The organism is Photorhabdus laumondii subsp. laumondii (genome assembly GCF_003343245.1).
GTDB classification, from domain to species: Bacteria; Pseudomonadota; Gammaproteobacteria; order Enterobacterales; family Enterobacteriaceae; genus Photorhabdus; species Photorhabdus laumondii.
In genome coordinates, this window is the sequence record NZ_CP024901.1 from 387,407 (window position 1) to 410,578 (window position 23,172).

A 23,172-nucleotide genomic window follows, 5' to 3' on the forward strand; every position below is an offset into this window, starting at 1 on the left:
GGGATCACCAGCGACAGGCGGAGCGTAAAGGTTTCACCGCCTGTTCCAGTTGAGAAATGTTGAATGTCATGCGGTTTCCGTTGCCGGTTTTGATGGTCAGGGTTTTTCCTGTCATCAGTCGTTTGAGTTCTTCAATGCCCGGCAGTCCACGGCTGGATTCCAGCAGGTAGCCGTTTTCCCGCAAGAACCAGTCAGCACTGAATTGGGTGATTTCCGTCGACATCATCACCGTGCCGCTATCTTGTGGTTTAGCCAGGGCAATTTGTATTCGGGTAATGTTATCGATACAACTCAGCATCAGGACTGGCCGGGGTGGTGGAACACCGATTGCGGGGGTGGTCAGTATGACGCGAGTCGGTAGGCTGTCAGATTGGGTGGTGATAAAACCGGTTGAATGGTCAGTGCGTTTCATCTCCTGTTCCATTGCCTGTCTCCAGACCGGGCCGGTTTTTTCTAACGGGATAACGGCAATATTATCGACTTTATCCAATAGACGGTCGTAGCAATCGACTCTGACCAACGGTGACGGTTCTGCCCGGCATTGCAGCAAAGCGGGTAGTGAAGGCGCTGTTGGGGTTTCCTGATCTGGCTGAGTATCAGGGGTGCCTGTCAGAGAGGCGATTAATGAACTGACCAGTAGCAGAAAATTCATAATTTACACCTGTATTTCGCCAGTTTGTAAGTCAGTGTCCGGGGTGCAATACCCAGGCTGGCGGCAATCTGTTTGGTGTTGTTGCCGTAAATATGCTGGCGTTGTATCAGTACTGCACATTCGAACTCTTCAAGTGCCTGAGGTAAATTGTCGATTTTGCTGTAATCGTGAGAGACGCTGGCTGAGGTTTTGTTTTCGGCTGTGGTGCTTAACGAAGCCAGCAATTCATCAAGCTGTTTTTCTTTCTGGCGCTGTGTCTGAAAAACCTGGCGGATCTGGCGTAATTGGTCACGCAGTTGTTCCAGTTCCTGCAATTTTTTCAATCGGTGTTGCATGACATGGCAGTAGATGTAAAACATGTTGCTATCGTCAGCAAAACGATGGACATCTTTGGCGAAAACAGCAATCACGCCACACGCTTGCCCGTTGCAGTTAAACAACGGAATAGCATGCAGGCCGCAGCGATGAGGGAGTTCTTCTACGAAGAGGCGAAAGTTTCGATGGTCGATACGTACCCCTTGATTGAGGGATCCCCACGTCGTGGGGGTGCCTTTGTACAAGATTTGGACCAGTGGATGGTTGATATCACCGATATTGACATCCAGTTGCAGCGCGCTTATCTGGTTTGGCGCCGGCAACCGGTAGCATTCCAGACGGTTTTCATTCACGTTAAGCAGAGAGACCAGCAAGGCATCAAAACGCTGGCGTTGGTGATTCACCTCAAGAAAGTGATGAACCAGTTGCTCGATAGAGTCATTTTCCAGTAATGCTAATGCGCTTTTCAGCCGTTGTTTCATGGTATCTCCTCAACCACCGCGTTGAACTGATGGTCGTTAACGGTGAGCTGGATAGTGCGGATCTGTTTTCCGGCCGCCATTTTTTGCAATAACAGCAGAGATAACGGTGGCAACAAAGCGCCATCAATGATCGATTCCAGCATGCGGGCGCCATTTTCAGTACGAGTTGCCCGTTGCAGTATCTCTTCAACCACCTCATCACTCAGGGTGACGTCGGCATTGAAGCGTTGACGCAATAAGTTATCGAGGCGCGCCAGTTTGCCCTGAATAATGGTTTTCAGGGTGTCGTGTCCTAACGGCAGATAAGGCACCACTTCCATTCGCGCCAGTAAGGCGGGTTTGAAGAAAGCGGCCAGTTCAGGATAAAGCCGGTCATGCATCTCTGCCGGTTTATCGGCATTATCGACGATAGTTTGATAGCCCAAATTGGACGTTAAAAAGAAGACCACATTTTTACAGTCAATCACCCGGCCTTCCCCATCGGCCAACTCACCTTTATCGAAGGCCTGATAGAACAGGTTCAGGACATCAGGATGCGCTTTTTCCACTTCATCAAGCAGGACGACGGAATAAGGTTTCTGGCGAATAGCTTCGGTGAGTACCCCCCCTTCCCCATAGCCAACATAGCCTGGAGGTGAGCCGATCAGGCGGGAAACCGTGTGTTTTTCCTGAAATTCCGACATATTGATCGTGGTCAGATATTGACGTCCGCCAAACATCAATTCGGCAATCTGTAAAACGGTTTCGGTTTTACCGACGCCACTGGGTCCTACCAGCAAGAAGGCGCCCAATGGACGACCGGGACGGCGCAGGTCAGCTCTGGCGGTCAACAAGTGCTGATGCAGGCATTGAATAGCCAGATCCTGCCCCTTGATGCTTTGTCCCAGGTGCATGGGCAGTTCTGTCACCACGGAAAGTTCACTTTGTGACAGACGATTAAGTGGCACGCCAGTCCATTCAGCGATAACCGTTGCAATCTGGTTTTTATCCACGTGAGGAGAAATGAGCGTTTGTTGTTGCTGTAATTGTTCCAACTGTTCATTCAGTTCAGCCAATTGTGCAATCAACTCTTCAGTTGTCATTTCGGCCGATGTTTCGCTCTGTTTTGTTTCGTTAGTGAATTCTGTTTCGTCGGTTAATAGCTGACGGCGTAGTTCAATAATTTGCTGAACTAATTGCTGTTGTTGCTGCCAACTGGCTTCTAGTGCAGCCAATTTCTCTGTGGTTTCCTGCTGTTGTTGTCGTAGTTCATCCAGTCGATCAGTATGCTGATTGAGCCCCATGCGCTGTTCCCTCGCCAGCACGTCTGATTCCATTTGTTGCTGATGCAGTTGGTTTTTCAGGGCAGAAATTTGGCGCGGAGGTGACGTCAAGTTGATGGCCACGCGGGCGCAGGCGGTATCCAGCACATCAATGGCTTTGTCTGGCAACTGGCGTCCAGAGAGGTAACGGTCGCTTAATACCGCAGAGGCTTTTAGCGCTTCATCATCGATTAATACGCCATGAGATTGTTCATAGATTGCCCGCAGGCCACGCATAATAATGATGGCTTCTTCCGCGGTCGGTTCGGCCACTTTAATGAGTTGAAAACGGCGGGAGAGGGCCGCATCTTTTTCGAAATATTTTTTGTATTCTCCCCAAGTGGTTGCAGCAATTGTTTTCAATTCACCCCGTGCCAGAGCGGGTTTTAGCAGGTTGGAGATATCCAGTCCGCCTTGTTGATTACCGGCGCCAATCAGGGTATGAGCTTCATCGATGAACAGAATAATCGGTACGGATGACTGATTTATTTCATTCATAATGCCTTTGAAACGTTTTTCAAATTCACCTTTTACCGCCGCACCTGCTTGTAGTGCCCCCAGATCCAGTGTCATCAATTCACTGTTATGCAGTTTTTCCGGCACTCGGTTGTCGATAATGCGCAGAGCCAACCCTTCAATGAGCGCACTTTTACCGACGCCCGCTTCACCTACCACAATCGGGTTATTTTTACGGCGACGGCAGAGAATATCGATCATTAGGTCAATTTCTTTGTCACGGCATAGAACAGGATCGAGTTTTCCCTGACGAGCTTGTTCTGTCATATTTTGAGTAAAACGGGCGAGCAAGCTATCACTCCCGGCGGCAGCTTTGTTTTGTCCGTTTTTATCGTTTTCCACAACCGGTTGTTCAGCAGAGCCCGCGGTCCATTGGGTAAAATTCTGGCGTAACAATTCGCGGTTTATGCCCGATAAAAGACGTGCGGATTGGGGTGTCAGGTAACGTAGCGGGCTGAACAGCAAGGTCATCAGCATGACGCCGCTGCGTAATTCCTGATGTTGCATCTCAGTCGATGCTAACAGCCAGCTATCCTGTAACCACTCCACTAACATTGGAGAAAAGTTAGGATAAGCCTGAACCATTGCTTGATGGTGAGGGATCATCTGATCAAGTTGTTCTTTCAGCAAATCGCTGTCTACTTCGGCTTGATTGAAGATCGCTCTGACATCACTGAGAGGGGTGTTGATCATTTGCAACAATAGCTGTGAAACCGTGATCTCAGGTTGCTGTTGGCTGACACATTGCGCTGCCGCCGCTTCCAGAGCGTGCCGAGTCATCGGATTTAAGCGATTAACTAGTGTAGGTAGATCAATCTGAATCATCGGTTCTTTCCTAGCTCAGTAAGTTATTTAGCTGTTGTAAGATGTTCTGGGTTTGGTTGTGCAGACGGATAGCGTAGAAGCTATAAACGATAGCGAGCAGCGTAATACCGCTCCAGAACAGATGTTTAATAGTCAGACGCTTACCCAGGCGATAGCGATCATTACGCTCATTGGCGTTATTGTGGAGAATGATGGAAGGAGCTTCTCCCCGCAGCGCGTGCAGTTGTTGGTGTAATCGACGGAATAAACGTTCAAAGTCATCACTTTTCTGCGAAGCAACTTTATAACGGCCACGGTAACCGAGGCAGAAGCAAAGATAGATAAACTCCAGCAGATGTTGATAGCGCTGAGGTTCACCCATCAAACGATCTAGCAACTGAAAAACTTTTTCGCCACCCCAGGTTTCATTATGGAATCGAACCAGTAGTGATTGTTGTAACCACTCATTCTTGCTGTTCCAACCATGACCCAATGCGGTTTCATCAATGAAGGTACAGAGCGTATAGCGAAAAGAGATAATTGCGCCCGGCTCATAGCCTTTGGTTTGTAGAAGTTGTTCGATTGCCTGAATATCAGTGACGACCTGTTGATAAAGCTGGTCCGGCAGCGGTTGTTCGCCCATGTCTTTTAGACGCATGACCATGCCGAGCAGCGGTGTAGCGGCATCGATCATCGGGTTTAGGCTTTCTCCGCGCAGCGGTAACTGATACTGAAGATGCACGGCATTATCAGTGACCTCCTGCGTCGGAATAGGATTGCCATTTATGGTTTCAGTTTTCATTAGGCACTCCCATTCCTAACCGCCCAGAATTGCATATCTAATCCAGGGAATTCTCCTGAAACGTGGAAAGCGATGGAGTTACCTTTTAGAATGTCTTTCCATGCGTCGCCTTGTTGCTCAAGTCGGAAATAGGTGTAACCAGCATGATAAGGCAACTGACGTGGGGCAGAGGGAAGCGCCGCCAGTGCTACGGCAGGCAACTGGATGCTGACCATTTCGCGGATCCTTTCAGCCGATGTAACTTTAGTCTGTTGAGCAAACTTGCGGAGTAATTGATCATGTGGAACTTGTGCGCGGATTGCCAGAATGAATTCCGCGTTCGTCAAAACATTGCGATCATGGATGTGGGCCACCCGGATACCATTGGCTTGAGTTTGTAGCTTAATTGGAATCGCTCGCGGGGTCAGAACAACGCCCATTGCTTCGCGCATGAGGATCATGACTTCCTTGAATGTTTCCGTCAGATCGTCGTGTTTGTAAATTGGCATATTGCCGACCTGACGGGATTCATGAGTGAATGTTCTCAGTTCACCACAGGTTTGGATCAGCTGAGTGAAAAAATCTTGTGGATGCAAAATGGCTTGTCCTGCGTAGTGGGTAAACCACGGCTGAACTCGGTTAACTAGCTGGAGCATCATAAATTCAGCAACATCAGCGACTCCTTGCTGTCCGGGAGAACCAATCCGGTTAGCGAGTGATCTGCCTCGTTCTGTCATCGCTCTATCTATTTCATCCATATAATTTTTTAATTGAGTAGAGACCCTGATGGATGTACAGGTTGGTACGAAATCTTCATCCAGTATGATAGTTCCGGTAGGGCGCTTTTCTATTATCTGGCATAGCGGGAGTACGGAAAAAGCACTGAGATCTTCTGAACCCTGTTTTAGAACCGGCGTCAGTTGTGCCAGCATGACTTGACAGATATCACCGCCATCTGTATGCAAATCACGGATATCTTCCATGTATTCACGGTAGCGCACAGCTCCTGCATGATTGGATTCTGAATGAGAGATTTCATTCAGAATATCGTTAGCTATTGGTAGCGCCAGATAGATATCTTTACTGTTGTTCTCGTGAATATTCACAACATCAAGCGGTTGAGGAGTTGCATCCTGATTAGGAATCGAGAACACTGTGCCGTCTGGCATGATACCGCTGGCTTCGATGATACTGATGCGTCCTAGAGCGAGAAGGTCTTTATCCAGTGTCAGAGAACTGAAGCCATAACTATAACTAGTTAAGGACGTCTGGCGGCTATGAGCCAGATAGTCATTATGTTTTTGTTGTTGTTGAAAGTGTTGTGGCTTGATGAATAATCCTTCGCGCCAAATCACCCGATTCTTGCCTGGCATAGTTATTGCTCCTCTTTTCTAAGTTCAACTTCGTTCGCTCTGATATGCACCAGAATGTGGTATTGCTGTCCTGTGTCTTTCACACGGATGACCTTTTTCCATTCGGATTGATTAATATCGGCATAGCGAACGATAACGCCGATGTAACGGCTATTTTTTTCCAGCGGGATGACTGGCAGTGGTTTGTACTGCCCCGGCAATAAGGTGTAATCCTGATGGTCGATATAATTTTTCCCCAGTGCTTTATCCAGCTTGTCACTCGCCAGTTGGTCATAATCAGCGGCAAGTAGACGGGAATCTTCACTGAGATAGAGCAGATGCATTTCAACCGGAGTGGCTTCTCCATTTTTATTGGGGTTAATATCAGGTTCTGCCAGCAAAGTGATCGCGACGGTGGAAGGTAAGTTCGCAGGTTGACCAACTGGAGTTGATGGGTCCCAGACTACCTGTCCGACTTTCTTCGTTGCCTGCCATGCACTGCTACAACCGCTTAACATCAGCGCTGCCAGCAATACAAACCATACGGTATTACTACCGAACCATGAGGTATTACCGCCGGAGCGCTTCATTACTGGCTATCCTCTAAACCTTGACGTAGAGCACGGTCATAAGCTTGCTCATAGACTTCACCGAACAGTTTTTCGAACCCTTGTTGGCGGCTGGAAGCCAGTTCGCGGTAGTAACTGGTGTACATTTCCCATGCCCAGGTTGCATCTTTTTCCTGTGTTTCATTGCTGCGGCGGTATTGGGCAAAACGATTCAGTAGGTGTTCCGGTGAGAAAGCATCCAGCATGGTGTTCAATGCGGCAGTGATCGCAATCCGGTTAGCCTGATAATGCAATTGCAGGTTATGTAAGCTTTCAGCGACAGCGGAGGGGGCAGAGAGATGTACCGGGCTTTTTTGATCCGCAAACATCACTTGCATGGTGGTGTTGTAATCCATGTTCAGCCGTAACGGATTATCTTCAATAGGGCGCAATTGTTTATCACGCAGCCCATGCTGTGTACGTTGCAGTACCAGTAGACCTTCAATGGCCGCTTTCATGGTTTTACCCATTTCTTCCAGAAAGTCGTTAGCTTGTTGGCTGTTATGCAAAGGCAATTGTGTGTTCAACCCTCGCATCAATGGCGTGATAGCAACATGTTGCTGTTCCATGTCCTGATACTGTTCATTAAAAGGCGAAGAGATACCGGGTAAATCAACAAAATCCTGATCCATAGCATTGCCTCTGTTATCTGAGAGGGAAGAGAAAAATAATGGGGTGCGGTAGTGGTCTTGTTGCAGGCTTTGGTCTACCTCGTTACTCACTGACGTCTGGTCCAGAGTGGTCAGATTTTCGCTATCGAGAACCTTGAGTGGATCATGGCTGAAATCGTGTTTGATCGTGGGGGCCAAAGAACCATGATCAGTGAAAGCGGAATCTTGAGCAGGATCTTTTTCCATCATAGCGTCCAGTGGATTGCTATAGCTGGAGACCAGTGATTCCGGTGATACTGTCATTGGATCAATACGATCTGTGTCGGAAAAACTGATATAGCTTTTGATCACCAGTTTACCAATGGTAATTTCATCCGCTTGTTGCAGGCGGATGAAACCGGCGCCAGAAGTCAAGGGTGACTGATTCACAAACAGGGGACCCGCAATCATTTGTAAGCAAAATGCGTCATCACGCCACTGGATAGTAAATTGTGATGGATTGATATTACCTTGTTGATCTTGAACGGACCAAAGATGGCTTTCACTGCTGCCGACTGTGCCACCTTGAGTCGAGAATAGGCAGCTAGCCGCTTTGCCGCTTTCCAATTGATCGCTGTTGATCACTCGTAATGAGAGAGTTGGCTGTTGTTTTTCCATCGTCTTTATCCATTCACTGAAATCGTGATAAAGGGTTTCTTTTCCGGTTCGCCAAGAAAGCTGGTCCACCCTAGGTTATTGTTTAATTTCGTGCCAAGTACCATGCCGCCCGCTTGGTTTTCGGCCAAGCCAAGACGCAGATCCCAAGCCATCTGATCACGCAGGACAAAACAGAGAAACATTACCAATGGCAGGAAATTCTTGCCGTCTGGGAGAAATGACAAGAAGTGTTCACGAGAGAGATTATTGATACATAAAATAAATTTACTATTGCAGCTTCTCACCCATGAACCGAGGAAAAAGTTTTTTCCTATTACAGACTGTTTAACTTTTTGTTTCTGTCCCCTTATTTTCAGCATTCCACCTAAACGGTTTTGCTGTGATGGCTCGATAGCGATTTTTCTGATTTGCCAGCCGTGTACCGTAACATCCGGTAGATCAAAACAGTGTGAAACCAAGCTGCATATCACTTCCGGTGATCGACCGGGGCTGGCTAATAAGCCGGCATAGGCCAGCATTTTGCTATGGTTGATATTTAAATGAGAACGGTTCACATTACTGCCAAGTCCCACCAAAGCAAACATACGCTGAGAAAAATCGTCTTGTCCGTTTTTGTCAAAACAGATGTAATAACGGTATTTCCGCCAGATCTGATGGAGCATGACAATAGAGCTGTGATTGAAGATATTAAGGAAGTTAGTCAGTCGATTTTCATCCTGGGCGTCTTCCCATGCCAACGAATCAAGGTAATAACCTGGCATAGGCGATTGGCTGCCATGTAGCCCCAGAAAAGAGACTTCCACCTGGAAACGTCCCTCTTTAGAACGTTTCGCAGAGACAATATCTCTGGTTGGGAAAGCCAGGCTGGCGCTGGATTTAAACTGAATTGCTTCACGGTCCGGACGGTTGGTTTGCCCAGTTTTTTCCCACGCTACCGCCAATTGGTTGAACAATTCGACCAATTGATGAAAGTTATACCTTGACACATCTAATATCTGATTTTGTGGCGAGTTTTCACTCGTTACATCAACGCATGTTGACCTGTCTGTTCCGGCCATTGATAACATTCCTGATTATCTAAATTGATCACCTTCAACATGTGGAAGGAGTTAACGCTGGCATATAAGGCAAAAAAGCGTGACAGTATGTTGCAGAACAGATAAAGCTCGCCTTCAGAACAGAAAGCCTGTTGCCGGATATACAATGTTGATTCCGAACCACGTACCGGGAGACCTTTAAATAGTCGGTCTATTTGCCTCGTTTCAATCCGTTCAATGGCATCTAGCCGTTTTTGTGATGAGCGTGAGGATTGTCGGTTATATCGGCTGGGGAGATCGTAAGTTCTTAGTACCGCCTTTAGTGCGTCTTTGTCCAATAATGTCATATAGTTCAGTGACATATTGGAAATAAGCGACCAGTGATACTCACCGCTCATCAATGGATAGAGTGGAACGGATGGGCGGGTTATGTTGCGGAATGTCGCAAATGACGAGCTTCCCGATAAAGGGTAATCAATATCACCTACCCGGAGTTGAAGTGGCAGTTCGCGATTGGTGCACGTCAGTTGAATAGAGACATTTTCCTCACTTAATAGAAGTTGAGATTCATCACCACGGACAAAAGAGATGTAATGCTCAAGCCCTTTGCGAAATGGGGATTCCTTGATTCTGATACGAAAATAGCGAGTATTGAGTTCGCTTTCATGTTCGATTTGATGGTGAAAACTTTCGAATGGCACATAAGATCGTCTACCATCGCGGCTTAGTTTAGGTTTACCATCAGGCCCGACTAGCCAGCTTTCTACTTTATCAATAGAGAAAATATCGTAGCGATTAGGATGGCTATAACTCGCTCTCAATGGATATTCGTCCCGGCTACCATCCAATCGAATAACTTCACCATCCATTGGAAAGAGATTGATTGCCGGAACACAATGCAACCGAAAAGTATCCTGACGGATTTTGATTTCTGGCGGCAGAGCTTCTGAGAAATAGAGATTTAGCGTGAAATCTGTGGCTTTAAGACTTGCCGGTAATTTAGGGATGCCAGTGACATCGAAAAACAGAAAACCTTCGGAAAAACAGAAGTACTCTTGTAAGACGCGATAACCCATATAGGCATTTTTCGGGTAAGGCAATAGGGCGTCCTCCCGATTAAAACCCACTGGAACGAAGTCAAAATCCGGTAATGAAATCGTGGTATCGCCTACAACAAGTTTTGCATCTTCAAGGTAATAACTAAGCCAGAAATAGAGTTGTGTACTGCTGTAATCATCGCCGCTTAGATAAAAACGCAGTTTATCAAGTTGCAGTTCTTGTAAGTTAAGTTCTGTTTTTGAGGTGAAATTCAGACCGATGACACCCTGCTCATTACTATTATTGACCGAAATGTCCCGGATAGACATCGGAAACAGCCAAACATCACGGCATAAAGTGAAAGTACAGCGATGATCGTCTTGGCCTGTTTTTTGAGTATTGGTATTGCTTAAGTAATTATCTTCATCCTCATCATTTTCGCTATCATCCGTCAGCGGACGGCTTTTGATTTGAGTTCCACGCGGGATCTGCGTCGCTTTTGTGATGGCACTATCATCAGGTGTATATTGGATAATGGTCATGCTAGGCGTTGGCCGCAGGTAATTTGGCCATAGCATGTGTAACAATCCATGAGTCAGCTCAGGGAATTGATCATCAATTTTTGCCCGTAAATTACCTGCGAGAAAAGCAAATCCTTCTAGTAAACGCTCAACATCCGGGTCAGAGCCTTGTTCAGACAAAAATGAGGCGAGGTGAGGATGTTCAATTGCGGCTTGTCGCCCCAATTGTCTAAGGTAATCCAGTTCCTCTCTAAAATATTTTTCAAGTGACATTTTATTGAGTCCTCTCTAGGCAATAACGCCGGTTGTTATCCAGTTGAATATTAAATTCAACAGCGTCATGAATATCATCCAGGGATACCTGGGCGCTGATGTGAAAACGTAACAACAGCGGATCACTATCATCGTGGATTGCATTGACAGTGACTGACGATATTCTTGGTTCATAATTTGTGATGCAGTGCTCTATTGCTTGCTCAATACTCTGTTTAAAGTCAGTTGCCGTGGTTGTAGCGTCATTGAGATCAATGACGCCAAGATCAGCCGCACTCTGACAGGCACCCGGATGAGTATTGAGAACATGATTCAGGTGCCGTTTTATGGAGTTGAGCAGCTCACGCATTCTTGATTGGCGGGAAGAACCAGAGTTCTTCCCCTGAATACGCTCGAACAGGCTGGCAGAGCCTTCTCTATTCCAACTGTGCAGCGCAGCCATGACCCATTACTCCTTATCCAGACGGCCTACTAGTGACAATTCAAAGCTGGCTCCCATATATTTAAAATGAGGGCGAACCTGCATTGCCACTTGATACCAGCCTGGATCGCCTTCCACATCCAAAACTTGAATTTGGGCAGAACGCAGAGGGCGACGGCTACGGACATCCGTTGGTGGATTTTCCTGATCAGCAATGTACTGTTTCAGCCAGGTGTTCAGTTCACGCTCCAGATCCTGACGCTCTTTCCAGGAACCAATCTGCTCGCGCTGTAACACTTTGATGTAGTGTGCAAGGCGGTTGATGATGAACATATAGGGCAGTTGAGTACCCAATTTATAGTTGGTTTCCGCCATTTTCCCTTCGCGGGTATTCGGGAACACTTTTGGCTTCTGGACTGAGTTGGCAGAGAAGAATGCGGCGTTGTCACTGCCTTTACGCATCGTCAGAGTGATAAAACCCTCTTCCGCCAATTCAAATTCACGACGATCGGTAACTAAAACTTCTGTCGGGATCTTGGCTTGGATCTGCCCCATTGCTTCGAATAGGTGAACCGGTAGATCGCTGACAGTACCACCGCTTTGTGGGCCGATAATATTCGGGCACCAGCGATATTTGGCGAAGCTGTCAGTCAAACAAGTTGCCAGCAGATAAGCGGTATTACCCCACAGGAAATGTTCGTGATCTTTGCTGACATCTTCCTGATAGTTAAAGTTTTTAATTGGGTTTTCGACGGTTGAGTAAGGTAGACGTAACAAGAAGCGCGGTGTTGTCAGACCGAGATAACGTGAATCTTCCGATTCGCGCAGCGCACGCCATTTGGTGTGTGCCGGGCCTTCGAAGACAGATTTCAGATCTTTAATCGCTGGTAATTCGGTAAAGCTACTGATACCAAAGAAATCAGGTGCAACGGAAGAGAGGAATGGCGCGTGAGCCATTGCGCCAACCGCGCTGACATATTGCATCAGTTTGATATCGGGTGAGCTATTGCTAAACGCATAGTTACCGATGACCGCCGCAACCGGTTCGCCGCCAAACTGGCCATAACCTGTTGAGTAGACATGTTTGTATAAGCCTGATTGGATGATTTCTGGTGAAAATTCGAAATCTTCCAGTAACTCTTCTTTGGTCGCATGGATGATGTTGATTTTGATGTTTTCACGAAAATCGGTACGATCAACCAGCAATTTCAGTGAACGCCATGATGATTCCAGCTCTTGGAACTCTTTGGCATGCATAATTTCATCAACTTGAGTGCTGAGTGTTTTATCAAGCTCAACAATCATTCTATCAACGACAAGCTTGTTGACAGGTTCTTCGTTAGTACCGGTATCCAAAATGCTGCTGATAAAAGCGGCAACACCTTGTTTTGCGATATGGTAGCCATCATTTTCCGGCGTCATTCTTGCCTGAGACATAATCTCGTCAAGCAAAGAGGTAGTGGACCCTGGGGTTAATGTTGTACTGCTCTCTTCATGCAAGGACATGTTAAAAACTCCTTTTCAGTCAATTACTTTTGATTGACGATTTCAAGCTCTTTTAGAAGTTGTTCGCGGACTTTCTCATCACCCAATAACTCTTGTAAGCGGGTGCGGAATGCCGGAATATTTCCTAATGGCCCTTTTAGTGCGACAAGTGCCTCACGCAGCTCTAAAAGTTTATTTAATTCAGGCACTTTCTTCGCTACGTTATCGGGTGAGAAATCATTGAGTGATTTTATTTCCAGGTTAATTGGCAGGTCATCTCCGTTATTATCGTTGAGGCGATTGGGGACACTAAAGGTGAGATTGATATTGGCTTCATTCATCACGGCATTAAAGTTATTCTTGTGCACAGAAACAGCTTGCCGTTCTTCAATTGGCGTATCTTCTTTTGTTCCTTTGAGGTCACCAACGATAAGTAGGTTAAGGGGTAATTCAATCTCGGCTACTTGATCACCGGTATTCGGAACGTATTTGATATTAATCCTTTCTTTTGGCGCTACGCTACCTGAACTATTTTTACTCATATTAAAATCCTTTGGGTAATACAATTAGGCAATTAGGAATTATCTGATAACAATATTGATGAGAGAGTTGCCCTTGATACCTACTTATATGTGATGGAGAACATAAAATTCCCCTAGATTAAAAAACGGGAGATTCACTGCATTAAATTGGGTAGTAAGCTGGCTTTTATGAGCATATAGATAAATACGACATTCAGAATGTTCTTATTCATCGAACAATAGCATCAATATAGAGCGATCTGCAAAGCGGAGTGTCGCATTTTGTTTTTTTATTGTAAAGCTAAAATATATGTAGATATACCCCTCTATTTAGCCTTTTGATGATTTTATTTGATTTGGCAATCAGTTACGACTTGATGCTTTCTTAATCCACTTCTTGATTAAAGTACTCTATAAAAGGTATTTTAATGATTTTTTGTTTCATTTTGTAACAAAGTATTTCTAGATGTATTTTTGTTTACATATTAGAGTTAGTTTCATATTGAAAATATTATTTCCGTTATTAACCAAGTGGAGATGTTTAATTTTTTGATCCAGTTATCAATTTTTAATTGATCAAAATATAATTTAGGTTGGAATTATCAAAGTTTTTATATTTCATATGGATATGTCATCCTATCTCTAGATTAAATGAGTGTTAACAGTTAATTGTTCTGTAAATTAAGTCAATTTCAAAGTTTTTTTTAAAAATGGCATTAATTATAATGTTTTTATTTGTTGGTGATGGATTAACAATTTTGCAATTTAGATTTTATTTTGAAACGAGCGGGTTGGTATTTATTATTCATTTTAGCGTTCAATGTATTCGCAAGTGATTTCTTCCAAGATGAAATAATCACTATTGAAATTAATATGAGCGTTACCTTAATGTTGACACAATCTCTATAAAGGATATTTGCAATGCCAACTCCATGTTATATTTCTATCACCGGAAAAACACAGGGTAATATTACTGCGGGTTCATTCACTGCTGAATCAGTGGGTAATATTTACGTTCAGGGCCACGAAGATGAAATGCTAGTTCAAGCATTTGATCATGTCGTCACCGTACCCACTGATCCTCAATCAGGTCAGCCTTCAGGTCAGCGTGCTCATAAACCATTCCGTTTTACAGTTGCATTAAATAAATCTGTTCCATTGCTTTATAACGCATTGGCTTCGGGTGAAATGCTGACGAGTGTAGTATTGAAATGGTATCGCACTTCTGTTGAAGGGAAACAAGAGCATTTCTTCACGACGCAGTTGGAAGATGCCACTATTATCGACATTGATTGCCAAATGCCTCATTGTCAGGACCCAACAAAAGCTGAATTTACTCAGCTGGTTCGTGTTTCTCTGTCTTATCGTAAGATTAATTGGGAGCATACAACCGCAGGTACTTCCGGCGCAGATGATTGGCGTGCACCTATTGTTGCCTGATAGGTAATATAATCATTCAGCCAATGAAATATCTCTTCATTGGCTGAAAAGCTTAATTTTTCTTTATTTTAAGTTGAAGATTTTTAATAACTGTCTTCAACTTCTTTCAGCTTTTTTGATTTTTTTTCTTTCTCTCCCTTTCATTTTTTACACGTACTATTTAACGATATTACTTAATGTTCTCGATAACATTAAGTCATTTTTTCTGGCTTTTCTTTTAATTATTTTTCCATATAGCGAGTGTTAACATTTTTCAATCTCTGTTCCTGATTGGTGATTTTGTGAACATCAACATAAGATCTTGTATATTTAATTGTTCGTTTAATGTCTTGTTTTTTTAATTGCACAATTCTTGTTGTTTGTCATTACGTAAGTATTACTTATGATTTTTAGTGGAAATGTAAATAGTATTACTTATTAAATATCATATTGGTCTGGGTAGAGTTTTTCACTTATCCTAAATTTTTATTAATATGACTAAAGGGATCTCCAGGAGAAAGATGAGGAGTCTGACATTTTTGTCGCTAATAGGGCTATAATAGGGCCTTACCATCTGTCCCATCTACTGGGATGGGTTTTTAGTTGTCAGGTACTCCATCTGGCAATCAACCTATTCTCTGCTCTGGGGTCTGAAATTAATGCTAAGTTATCGTCACAGTTTTCATGCTGGCAATCACGCCGATGTGCTCAAGCATACTGTACAAAGCTTGATCATTGAATCTCTTAAAGAAAAAGAGAAACCTTTTCTCTATCTGGATACGCATGCCGGTGCGGGCCGCTATCAACTCAGTAGTGAACATGCTGAACGTACCAGTGAATATTTGGAAGGGATTGCCCGCGTTTGGCAGCGTGAAGATTTACCGCAGGAGTTGAACGCTTATATGAGTGCAGTAGCTGCACTGAATCAGAGTGGCAACTTACGTTACTATCCAGGATCGCCTTTAATCGCCCGCCATTTGTTACGACAAGATGATAAGTTCAATCTGACAGAACTGCATCCGAGTGACTTTCCTTTATTACGTAATGAATTCTCCCGCGATAACCGCGCCAGAGTTTTGCGTGAAGATGGTTATCAGCAATTAAAATCACAATTGCCACCACTGAGTCGCCGCGGATTCATTCTGATTGATCCTCCTTATGAACTGAAATCGGATTATCAGGCAGTTGTACAGGCAATTCAGGAAGGTTATAAGCGTTTTGCAACCGGTGTTTATGCGTTGTGGTATCCGGTGGTATTACGCCAGCAGATTAAACGACTGGTTAAAGAGCTGGAAGCAACGGGCATTCGCCGTATTCTACAAATTGAGTTGGCTGTCCGGCCTGATAGCGATCAACGAGGCATGACCGCCTCTGGCATGATAGTGATTAACCCACCTTGGAAACTGGAACAGCAGATGAAATCAGTGTTGCCGTGGTTACATCAGGTTCTGGTGCCAGAAGGAATTGGTCACACCTTGGTTAAATGGGTGGTGCCAGAATAGCTTTTAACAATGGCAGCGAGAGCCAAAACCATCGCGACTGCTTGATATTTTTTGCCATAATAGGCTTTGGGTATTAACCCCCTTGAATTGATTAGATGGAAACAATCCGGATGAGCAAACATTACGACTATATAGCGATTGGTGGTGGCAGTGGTGGCATAGCATCAATTAACCGTGCCGCTATGTATGGGCAGAAATGTGCCCTAATTGAAGCTAAGGCATTGGGTGGAACGTGTGTCAATGTGGGCTGTGTTCCGAAGAAAGTGATGTGGCATGCGGCGCAAATTGCTGAATCTATCCACCAATATGGGCCAGATTATGGCTTTGATGCGACAATCAACCGCTTTAACTGGAAGACACTCATTGCCAGTCGCACGGCTTATATCGATCGTATCCACCAGTCTTATGGGCGTGGCTTGGGTAACAATAAAGTTGATGTGATCCAGGGGTTTGCCCGTTTTGTTGATGCACATACTGTTGAAGTGAATGGTGAAAAAATCACCGCAGATCATATTTTGATTGCGACAGGTGGTCGTCCTGTGTGGCCTGATATACCAGGGGCAGAATATGGTATTGATTCTGATGGTTTTTTTGCATTGGAAGAGATGCCAAAGCGGGTTGCGGTTGTTGGCGCAGGCTATATTGCCGTAGAAATTGCCGGTGTATTGCATGCTCTTGGTAGTGAAACCCATCTATTTGTGCGTCAACATGCACCGTTGCGTTCTTTTGATCCGATGATTGTTGAAACACTCTTGGAAGTTATCAATACCGAAGGACCTACTTTGCATACAGAATCGGTGCCAAAATCAGTAAGTAAAAATGCGGATGGTAGCCTGACCTTGCAACTGCAAAATGGTAAAGAACAAACCGTTGATACCCTTATCTGGGCTATTGGCCGCGAACCAGTAACGGATAATCTGAACCTGTCTGTAGCCGGTGTTGAGTTGAATGAAAAAGGCTACATCAGAGTTGATGAATATCAGAACACAAATGTGAAAGGGATTTATGCAGTAGGTGATAACACCGGTGCAGTGGAGTTAACTCCCGTTGCGGTTGCCGCAGGTCGTCGTCTGTCTGAGCGCTTGTTTAACAATAAACCAGAAGAACATTTGGATTACACCAATATTCCAACTGTCGTATTCAGCCATCCGCCTATTGGTACTGTGGGGCTGACTGAACCTCAGGCGAAAGCGCAATTTGGTGAAGAACAGGTGAAAACTTATCAATCTTCTTTTACTGCAATGTATACCGCTGTCACTCAACATCGCCAGCCGTGCCGGATGAAATTGGTATGTGTCGGGCCGGAAGAGAAGATTGTTGGCATTCATGGTATCGGCTTCGGAATGGATGAAATGCTGCAAGGTTTCGCTGTTGCATTGAAGATGGGAGCAACGAAGAAAGACTTTGATAACACGGTTGCAATTCATCCCACTGCGGCGGAAGAGTTTGTTACTATGAGGGGGTAGTGTAGAAAACCTACCTACACACGTTTCTCCCACTGGAAAAACCTAGTAAGGCCAGAGTAATTTCTGGCCTTTTATGTCAATGTAGTGATGTTGAGATTTGACAATAATATCGTTCACGGGGACTGGGAAATTCATTTGAAACTTGTCTGACCGCGTGTTGTAAGAAGAATAAGGTAACCCCAGTTTTTGATTATGCTACAATTCACATCCAATCTAATAAGCATTGTGATTGAGTATGTCCATTTGGCAAAGCATAAGGAAGTTTATGGGGCTAGCTGAAGCTTTGATTAGTATTCCACAGTCTGAAAGAGGTGGTGAGATTGCTCAACGAGGGTTTGACTATCAGACCTGTTGGGCTTTGTCTCAAATGTTGGAATATGAACTGGATGGAAAAAACTATGTATTTATCTTCGAGTATCATGATGATGTTCTAATATTAGATGATGAATACTCTCCAACAGACCTCACTTTTGCTCAGGTAAAAACCAGTGAATCACATTGGACTGCTTATGATTTACACAAAAGCACAAAGAGAAAACCAATATCTATAATTGGCAAGCTATTTATTCACCATAGAAACTTTTGTAACTACTCGCCTCAGCTATTGTTTGTGACTAATGCGTCATTTAATTTATGTGAGAAGAATGGTGGTAAATCTTTATTTAGTGCAAGTGAAATAAAAGATGAGCATAAGATTAGCTTCAAACAAGCAATCAAAGACCAAGTGAAGCTCGATGATGAAAACATTGATCTTTCTATATTGAAGTTTGTTCAATCCTCATTAAGCCTAGATGACCACATCACACACTTAAAAGGTAAACTGTGCGATTTCCTTTGTAATAAATTCGGTGATGACACTACATTAAGTGTAAATGTGCTAGCAGCTTTGCTTGAAAAAGAATGTAGAAACAAATCTAAGGTAAAATCAGCTGATATCGTTGATTTTTCAGACCTTATATCTCGAAAAGGGTTTTCATCCCGAGCATTTAATGGTGTTCTAGACTCATTGAATGTAAGTAATAGTATGAAGCCTGATTGGAAAATGGCGGAAACTATATTCAACAACCTCGGTAAGACTCTTTTTGAGATTATTCCGCTAAAAGCGACGTTCTCACAAGTTTGTATCGACCTTAACCAAAATACAAAGAATCCGTCGACTGTATATCTAGAATATGCAATTAACCTTTACGATGAGGCGAGCGTTTATTCGGATTTGAAAATGTATGTAACTGGAATTATTCACAAAATTGATGCACTTTGTCCGGATTATACATTGGCCTTAAAGTCAGGAAAGAAAGAATGTATTGTTGTTTACTCAATAATCCAGAAGCTATTAGAGGGAGGTAAGGTATGAGAAGCATCTACTTTAAAAGTGCTCACATATTATCCCTTCGTGATAAGAAAGGCTTCTTTTTCGAGTTCTCACCAGACATAAATATCATTACTGGTGAGAACGACACAGGGAAATCTAGCTTTATCAAGAGCCTATATCATACATTAGGTGCCGATGTTCGACTGGATAAAAAGTGGAAGGATGATAACTTTGTTTCAAAAGTTGTTATTTGCGTTAATAATCGTGACTATGCATTTATTCGTCACGAAAAACGTATTTCCATCTTCGATATTACAGAAGAACAAGAGCACCTCTTAGTGACCTCTAATTCTCGTACAGATATTGCATTGACTGTACGAGATATCTTTGACTTTAATTTAGAATTAGTCTTAAAGGAAACTTTAGTTCAAGGGCAAGCACAACCTGCAAGTCTTTATCTTCCATTCTATATCGACCAAGATAACGGATGGGGTACAGTATTAGATTCATTCAGTAGTTTGAAAATGTACAAAGATTGGCAGAAAAATATTTTAAACTTCCATGCTGGTGTAAAACCCAAGGAGTATTACAAACTTCAAGGGAAAATCAATTTAATTGATATCGACCTTAAAGAAATCAGAGCAACATTAAAAGCTCTGGAAGCAGCTAAGAAGCGTTTCGAAGAATCATTCGGAAGAGTACTTTTTGATGTTGATGTTGAATATTATGAAGAATTATTAGAGCGTTTTCTTCGTAAGTGTCAATACTTGCATAAGGAAGAAACAGGGTACAGAATCAAACTAATCAAAGTCTTATCTCAACGAGACGAATTAGTGGCAGAGATAGAAGAGTCAAAAAGACAACTTTATGAAAATAACATCGATTCTCTATCTACATCGGCAAGTTTAGAAGCTAAGTATGCTGTACTTGAAAATAGAGAGAAGCTTTTGCAAATCATACCTGAATTGTATGACCAAAAGTCAGTATATGATGAGCAAATTGCCAGTATCAAAGAAGATTTGAAAAATGCTCAAAGATTAAGCTCTGAGCTTAAAGGTATGCTTCAAGAAGTTAAAGAACAGTTAACTCTTCAAGACGTTATAAAATCTCAAGCAAGTAAGCAGGTTGAATTCACTTTCGATGAGCAAATTAATGAGTTGCTACAAAAAATAAGTGAATTAGATGTTGCCAGAACCAAACTCTCGAAAGAAATAGCAGAGTTCGATGATAAAAAACGAACAAGTGAAATCAATGAAAAATTTAAAGAATCATTGAAGTTCGCACAAACTGAGTTAGGTATTAAAGACCCAAAAGTTGGAACTATTCTCCAGTATGGTCCGATATCTAAGAGTGAAACTGGCAGTCGTGCTCCTAGAGCAATATTGGCTTATCACTATGCTCTTCTTAAAACGATAGAAGATAAGTCAACAAGCCCTATGCTTCCTGTGGTAATTGATTCGCCTAAACAACAAGACCCTGATCCACATACGACGAAAAAATTATTCGATTTATGTATTGATGGTCTATCGACTAATAATCAGCTAATTATCGGTTCAGTTTCTTTTGAGAGAGAAACAGATGGATTTAAAACATTGACAATGACTGAAAAATACAGCTTGTTAAAAGTAAATCTATACGATAAGGTTTACCAGCAAGTTATGCCTTTATACCAAAAAGCATCGTTGTCTTAACAATACAGCTGGTCAATTATTCCCTCATCAATAGTTGTTTTTGGTCTTCTGCCTGTGTTCTGGGCGCAGGCGGAAGTGACTTAACGTTCCATATTCAGCCATTCGACAATAAAATCAGCTACCTGTTCAGGTTGATTGATATTCAATTGTGGCAAAATAGTCTCCAATTGTTCATCACTGGCAACAGCAATCACATGTTGATCAAGAAGATCGTTTAATCGGTGGTTAAGAGTGTTGCGGTATAGAGCGATCTTGTTGATTGGCTCATCTTTAAAACCTTCCACTAGAATCAGATCCAGTGAATCTGGATCAAAACGGCTGGCAAGATAGTTCAAATCTATTTTCATCAAATCTGGCGTTTCTGTCATTAACGCCCAGCGTTGCTGGTTGGCAACCAGAGTTTGCTCTGCGCCGGCTTTGCGCAGCTCATAGCTGTCTTTGCCCGGTTTATCCACATCCATATCGTGATGGGTGTGTTTTATCAGACCAACCCGGATTTGCTGTTGACGTAATAGTGGGATCACTTGTTTGAGAAGTGTAGTTTTTCCTGTTCCGCTATAGGCTGTAATACCTAGTAGCGGAAGCGGTTTGGCTCTCATTTTTTGATCTCCTGTATATGTTCCCAATGTTGGCAATCTTGCGGTGTATTCAGATTAGTAAAGACGATGGGATTATCATCAAATTGAACGGCTATCGCTCTGATCTTATGCATGAACAGTATCAATTTACGATCACCGTTAGCCAGATAATTTTCTAATTGAGAAGTCAGACTGCGGTGTAGTAAAGCGATGGTAGGGTGAGCCCGGCTGCCATCATTTACATAGGCTGCCAATGCTTGCTGTTTTCCCTGCCATAAGCGAATGACCAAATCGGTAGGGAGATCTGGTACATCACAAGGAACAAATATAACCCAATCGTAACTAGCTGATTTTAGGGCTGTCAGCATGCCTGAAAGGGGGCCAGAGAAGTCTGGTGTTAAATCTGGAACAATGTGATAACCACTTTGTCGGTAAATATCCAGATTGCGGTTCGCGTTGATAATTAATTCATCCACTTGTGGAAATAGCTTATCTGCAATATGTTGGTACAGTGGTTTTTTATTTAAAAAAATTAACCCTTTATCATTGCCGCCCATACGGGTGGCGCGACCTCCAGCAAGGATCGCGCCGCTTATTTTTGGTTGCATAATGTTCAAGTTATCAACTGAGGTAGTTATTACTGTTAATATAACTTTTTTCAGCTTGATTATGTGGGGTTAAGTAAGCGTTTTTAAATAAGATCACCGGATAACTTGCTGATAAAAGGGTCATCTTTACGCTTATTGACAGAGCAGTCCTTTCTCTGGGCGGTCATCCCTGTTAATTTGTATAGCCGTTATTACAGATTAATCAAGAGAATAGAATGTGCTAACAAACCAGTCTGCTTTTAATTTCCGGGAGTTAACGCCGGATTTGATTATGGATGCATTGGTGCAGACCGGGCTGTATGTCGATTCCGGGCTGACAGAATTAAACAGTTATGAGAACCGTGTTTATCAGTTTACGGATGAAGATCGTAAACGTTATGTTGTGAAATTTTACCGGCCACTACGTTGGAACCAGCAGCAGATTCAGGAGGAGCACGATTTTGCTTTGGCGTTACAACAGGCTGATTTACCTGTTGCGGCACCTTTGGTATTTAATAAGCAAACTTTACTGACTTTTAAAGATTTCTTTTTTGCCGTTTTTCCAAGCATTGGGGGGCGTCAGTATGAATCCGATAATCTCTTTCAGTTAGAGGATGTAGGGCGTTTGCTAGGGAGAATTCATCAGATTGGCCGTCGGCAAAAATTCACTTCTCGTCCAACTATCGGGTTAAATGAGTATCTGCATCAACCACGACAGTATTTGGCTGCATGTGAGTTGGTCCCTGCGGGACAGAAAAGGCAATTTTTGGCAGTATTGGATGATTTGATAAATGCTGTAGCATCAAATTGGCGCGATGATTGGCAAATATTGAGGCTTCATGGTGACTGTCATCCGGGTAATATCTTGTGGCGTGACGAAGCTTGGTTTGTTGACCTTGATGATGCGCGTAACGGCCCAGCAATTCAGGATTTATGGATGTTGCTTCATGGCTCTCGTCAGGAACAGCTATTGCAGTTAGATACACTGCTGGAAGCCTATAGTGAATTTGCAGATTTTGATCCGAAGGAATTGTCATTGATAGAACCATTGCGTGCTATGCGGATGATCTATTATTTGGCATGGGTTGCTCGACGTTGGCAGGATCCTGCTTTTCCCAAAGCATTTCCTTGGATGGCAGATACCGATTTTTGGTTAAAACAGACGTCACTTTTTTCTGAACAGATTAAGCTGTTGCAGGAATCACCTTTGCAGCTTAACCCGATGTATTAATGTTTATCATG

General features: G+C 43.4%; 20 protein-coding genes. 6 read left to right on the plus strand and 14 right to left on the minus strand.

Annotated features, from left to right (window positions below):
• Nucleotides 1–4: 4 nt before the first annotated feature.
• The 12 genes from vasI to tssB are packed head-to-tail and all read right to left on the minus strand — an operon-like array spanning nt 5 to nt 13,396.
• Nucleotides 5–652, minus strand: a complete 648-nt coding sequence (vasI, locus tag PluTT01m_RS01840; protein ID WP_011144750.1) for a type VI secretion system-associated protein VasI — start codon at nt 650–652, stop codon at nt 5–7.
• A complete protein-coding gene (locus PluTT01m_RS01845; RefSeq protein ID WP_011144751.1) occupies nt 649–1,449 on the minus strand; it encodes a helix-turn-helix domain-containing protein in 801 nt (266 codons plus the stop codon). Before PluTT01m_RS01845 ends, vasI begins: the two co-directional genes overlap by 4 nt.
• Nucleotides 1,446–4,091 (minus strand): type VI secretion system ATPase TssH, encoded by a 2,646-nt coding sequence (gene tssH / locus PluTT01m_RS01850; protein ID WP_011144752.1) that lies wholly within the window; start codon nt 4,089–4,091, stop codon nt 1,446–1,448. Before tssH ends, PluTT01m_RS01845 begins: the two co-directional genes overlap by 4 nt.
• Before the next feature lie 10 nt (nt 4,092–4,101).
• On the minus strand, nt 4,102–4,872 hold the full coding sequence (icmH, locus tag PluTT01m_RS01855; protein WP_011144753.1) for a type IVB secretion system protein IcmH/DotU: 771 nt from the start codon (nt 4,870–4,872) through the stop codon (nt 4,102–4,104).
• Entirely contained in the window at nt 4,872–6,224 is a 1,353-nt protein-coding gene (tssK, locus tag PluTT01m_RS01860; RefSeq protein ID WP_011144754.1) for a type VI secretion system baseplate subunit TssK, read from the minus strand. The genes icmH and tssK overlap by 1 nt, the downstream gene beginning before the upstream one ends.
• Nucleotides 6,225–6,226: 2 nt before the next feature.
• Nucleotides 6,227–6,793 carry a type VI secretion system lipoprotein TssJ gene (tssJ, locus tag PluTT01m_RS01865; RefSeq protein ID WP_011144755.1) on the minus strand — a complete coding sequence of 189 codons (567 nt, stop codon included), beginning with the start codon at nt 6,791–6,793 and terminating at the stop codon, nt 6,227–6,229.
• Entirely contained in the window at nt 6,793–8,079 is a 1,287-nt protein-coding gene (gene tagH / locus PluTT01m_RS01870; RefSeq protein WP_011144756.1) for a type VI secretion system-associated FHA domain protein TagH, read from the minus strand. The genes tssJ and tagH overlap by 1 nt, the downstream gene beginning before the upstream one ends.
• A gap of 5 nt (nt 8,080–8,084) precedes the next feature.
• The gene (gene tssG, locus PluTT01m_RS01875; RefSeq protein ID WP_041379883.1) at nt 8,085–9,137 is read right to left on the minus strand and encodes a type VI secretion system baseplate subunit TssG; all 1,053 of its coding nucleotides are present in this window, start codon (nt 9,135–9,137) and stop codon (nt 8,085–8,087) included.
• Nucleotides 9,101–10,948: a type VI secretion system baseplate subunit TssF gene (gene tssF, locus PluTT01m_RS01880; RefSeq protein WP_011144758.1), complete on the minus strand. Its 1,848-nt coding sequence runs from the start codon at nt 10,946–10,948 to the stop codon at nt 9,101–9,103. Before tssF ends, tssG begins: the two co-directional genes overlap by 37 nt.
• A gap of 1 nt (nt 10,949) precedes the next feature.
• Complete coding sequence (tssE, locus tag PluTT01m_RS01885; RefSeq protein WP_011144759.1) at nt 10,950–11,390, minus strand: type VI secretion system baseplate subunit TssE; 441 nt, start codon at nt 11,388–11,390, stop codon at nt 10,950–10,952.
• Nucleotides 11,391–11,396: 6 nt separating this feature from the next.
• A complete protein-coding gene (gene tssC / locus PluTT01m_RS01890) occupies nt 11,397–12,875 on the minus strand; it encodes a type VI secretion system contractile sheath large subunit (protein WP_011144760.1) in 1,479 nt (492 codons plus the stop codon).
• A 23-nt stretch (nt 12,876–12,898) separates the two neighbouring features.
• Nucleotides 12,899–13,396 carry a type VI secretion system contractile sheath small subunit gene (gene tssB / locus PluTT01m_RS01895; protein ID WP_011144761.1) on the minus strand — a complete coding sequence of 166 codons (498 nt, stop codon included), beginning with the start codon at nt 13,394–13,396 and terminating at the stop codon, nt 12,899–12,901.
• Nucleotides 13,397–14,296: 900 nt separating this feature from the next.
• Here tssB and PluTT01m_RS01900 point away from each other — a divergent pair.
• The 5 genes from PluTT01m_RS01900 (at nt 14,297) to PluTT01m_RS01920 (ending at nt 20,765) form a co-directional block, all read left to right on the plus strand.
• A complete protein-coding gene (locus PluTT01m_RS01900; RefSeq protein WP_011144762.1) occupies nt 14,297–14,815 on the plus strand; it encodes an Hcp family type VI secretion system effector in 519 nt (172 codons plus the stop codon).
• A 638-nt stretch (nt 14,816–15,453) separates the two neighbouring features.
• Nucleotides 15,454–16,296: a 23S rRNA (adenine(2030)-N(6))-methyltransferase RlmJ gene (locus tag PluTT01m_RS01905; protein WP_011144763.1), complete on the plus strand. Its 843-nt coding sequence runs from the start codon at nt 15,454–15,456 to the stop codon at nt 16,294–16,296.
• A 110-nt stretch (nt 16,297–16,406) separates the two neighbouring features.
• Nucleotides 16,407–17,762, plus strand: a complete 1,356-nt coding sequence (gene gorA / locus PluTT01m_RS01910; RefSeq protein WP_109791286.1) for a glutathione-disulfide reductase — start codon at nt 16,407–16,409, stop codon at nt 17,760–17,762.
• Between the two features lie 265 nt (nt 17,763–18,027).
• Entirely contained in the window at nt 18,028–19,116 is a 1,089-nt protein-coding gene (locus PluTT01m_RS01915) for a DUF4297 domain-containing protein (RefSeq protein WP_011144765.1), read from the plus strand.
• Nucleotides 19,113–20,765: a coiled-coil domain-containing protein gene (locus tag PluTT01m_RS01920; RefSeq protein ID WP_011144766.1), complete on the plus strand. Its 1,653-nt coding sequence runs from the start codon at nt 19,113–19,115 to the stop codon at nt 20,763–20,765. The genes PluTT01m_RS01915 and PluTT01m_RS01920 overlap by 4 nt, the downstream gene beginning before the upstream one ends.
• A gap of 80 nt (nt 20,766–20,845) precedes the next feature.
• Here the strand turns inward: PluTT01m_RS01920 and mobB are convergent, their stop codons facing one another.
• Together mobB and mobA are read right to left on the minus strand one after the other, a co-directional pair.
• On the minus strand, nt 20,846–21,364 hold the full coding sequence (gene mobB, locus PluTT01m_RS01925; RefSeq protein ID WP_011144767.1) for a molybdopterin-guanine dinucleotide biosynthesis protein MobB: 519 nt from the start codon (nt 21,362–21,364) through the stop codon (nt 20,846–20,848).
• Nucleotides 21,361–21,951: a molybdenum cofactor guanylyltransferase MobA gene (gene mobA, locus PluTT01m_RS01930; RefSeq protein ID WP_041379884.1), complete on the minus strand. Its 591-nt coding sequence runs from the start codon at nt 21,949–21,951 to the stop codon at nt 21,361–21,363. The genes mobB and mobA overlap by 4 nt, the downstream gene beginning before the upstream one ends.
• Before the next feature lie 217 nt (nt 21,952–22,168).
• Here mobA and PluTT01m_RS01935 point away from each other — a divergent pair, with 217 nt between their 5' ends.
• Entirely contained in the window at nt 22,169–23,161 is a 993-nt protein-coding gene (locus tag PluTT01m_RS01935; RefSeq protein ID WP_011144769.1) for a serine/threonine protein kinase, read from the plus strand.
• The last annotated feature ends 11 nt before the right edge of the window (nt 23,162–23,172 follow it).

Excerpts from the sequence above, each read along its gene's own strand:
- vasI (WP_011144750.1), bottom strand. The coding sequence starts at position 652 with ATGAATTTTCTGCTACTGGTCAGTTCATTAATCGCCTCTCTGACAGGC.
- PluTT01m_RS01845 (WP_011144751.1), bottom strand. The coding sequence starts at position 1,449 with ATGAAACAACGGCTGAAAAGCGCATTAGCATTACTGGAAAATGACTCT.
- tssH (WP_011144752.1), bottom strand. The coding sequence starts at position 4,091 with ATGATTCAGATTGATCTACCTACACTAGTTAATCGCTTAAATCCGATG.
- icmH (WP_011144753.1), bottom strand. The coding sequence starts at position 4,872 with ATGAAAACTGAAACCATAAATGGCAATCCTATTCCGACGCAGGAGGTC.
- tssK (WP_011144754.1), bottom strand. The coding sequence starts at position 6,224 with ATGCCAGGCAAGAATCGGGTGATTTGGCGCGAAGGATTATTCATCAAG.
- tssJ (WP_011144755.1), bottom strand. The coding sequence starts at position 6,793 with ATGAAGCGCTCCGGCGGTAATACCTCATGGTTCGGTAGTAATACCGTA.
- tagH (WP_011144756.1), bottom strand. The coding sequence starts at position 8,079 with ATGGAAAAACAACAGCCAACTCTCTCATTACGAGTGATCAACAGCGAT.
- tssG (WP_041379883.1), bottom strand. The coding sequence starts at position 9,137 with ATGGCCGGAACAGACAGGTCAACATGCGTTGATGTAACGAGTGAAAAC.
- tssF (WP_011144758.1), bottom strand. The coding sequence starts at position 10,948 with ATGTCACTTGAAAAATATTTTAGAGAGGAACTGGATTACCTTAGACAA.
- tssE (WP_011144759.1), bottom strand. The coding sequence starts at position 11,390 with ATGGCTGCGCTGCACAGTTGGAATAGAGAAGGCTCTGCCAGCCTGTTC.
- tssC (WP_011144760.1), bottom strand. The coding sequence starts at position 12,875 with ATGTCCTTGCATGAAGAGAGCAGTACAACATTAACCCCAGGGTCCACT.
- tssB (WP_011144761.1), bottom strand. The coding sequence starts at position 13,396 with ATGAGTAAAAATAGTTCAGGTAGCGTAGCGCCAAAAGAAAGGATTAAT.
- PluTT01m_RS01900 (WP_011144762.1), top strand. The coding sequence starts at position 14,297 with ATGCCAACTCCATGTTATATTTCTATCACCGGAAAAACACAGGGTAAT.
- PluTT01m_RS01905 (WP_011144763.1), top strand. The coding sequence starts at position 15,454 with ATGCTAAGTTATCGTCACAGTTTTCATGCTGGCAATCACGCCGATGTG.
- gorA (WP_109791286.1), top strand. The coding sequence starts at position 16,407 with ATGAGCAAACATTACGACTATATAGCGATTGGTGGTGGCAGTGGTGGC.
- PluTT01m_RS01915 (WP_011144765.1), top strand. The coding sequence starts at position 18,028 with ATGGGGCTAGCTGAAGCTTTGATTAGTATTCCACAGTCTGAAAGAGGT.
- PluTT01m_RS01920 (WP_011144766.1), top strand. The coding sequence starts at position 19,113 with ATGAGAAGCATCTACTTTAAAAGTGCTCACATATTATCCCTTCGTGAT.
- mobB (WP_011144767.1), bottom strand. The coding sequence starts at position 21,364 with ATGAGAGCCAAACCGCTTCCGCTACTAGGTATTACAGCCTATAGCGGA.
- mobA (WP_041379884.1), bottom strand. The coding sequence starts at position 21,951 with ATGCAACCAAAAATAAGCGGCGCGATCCTTGCTGGAGGTCGCGCCACC.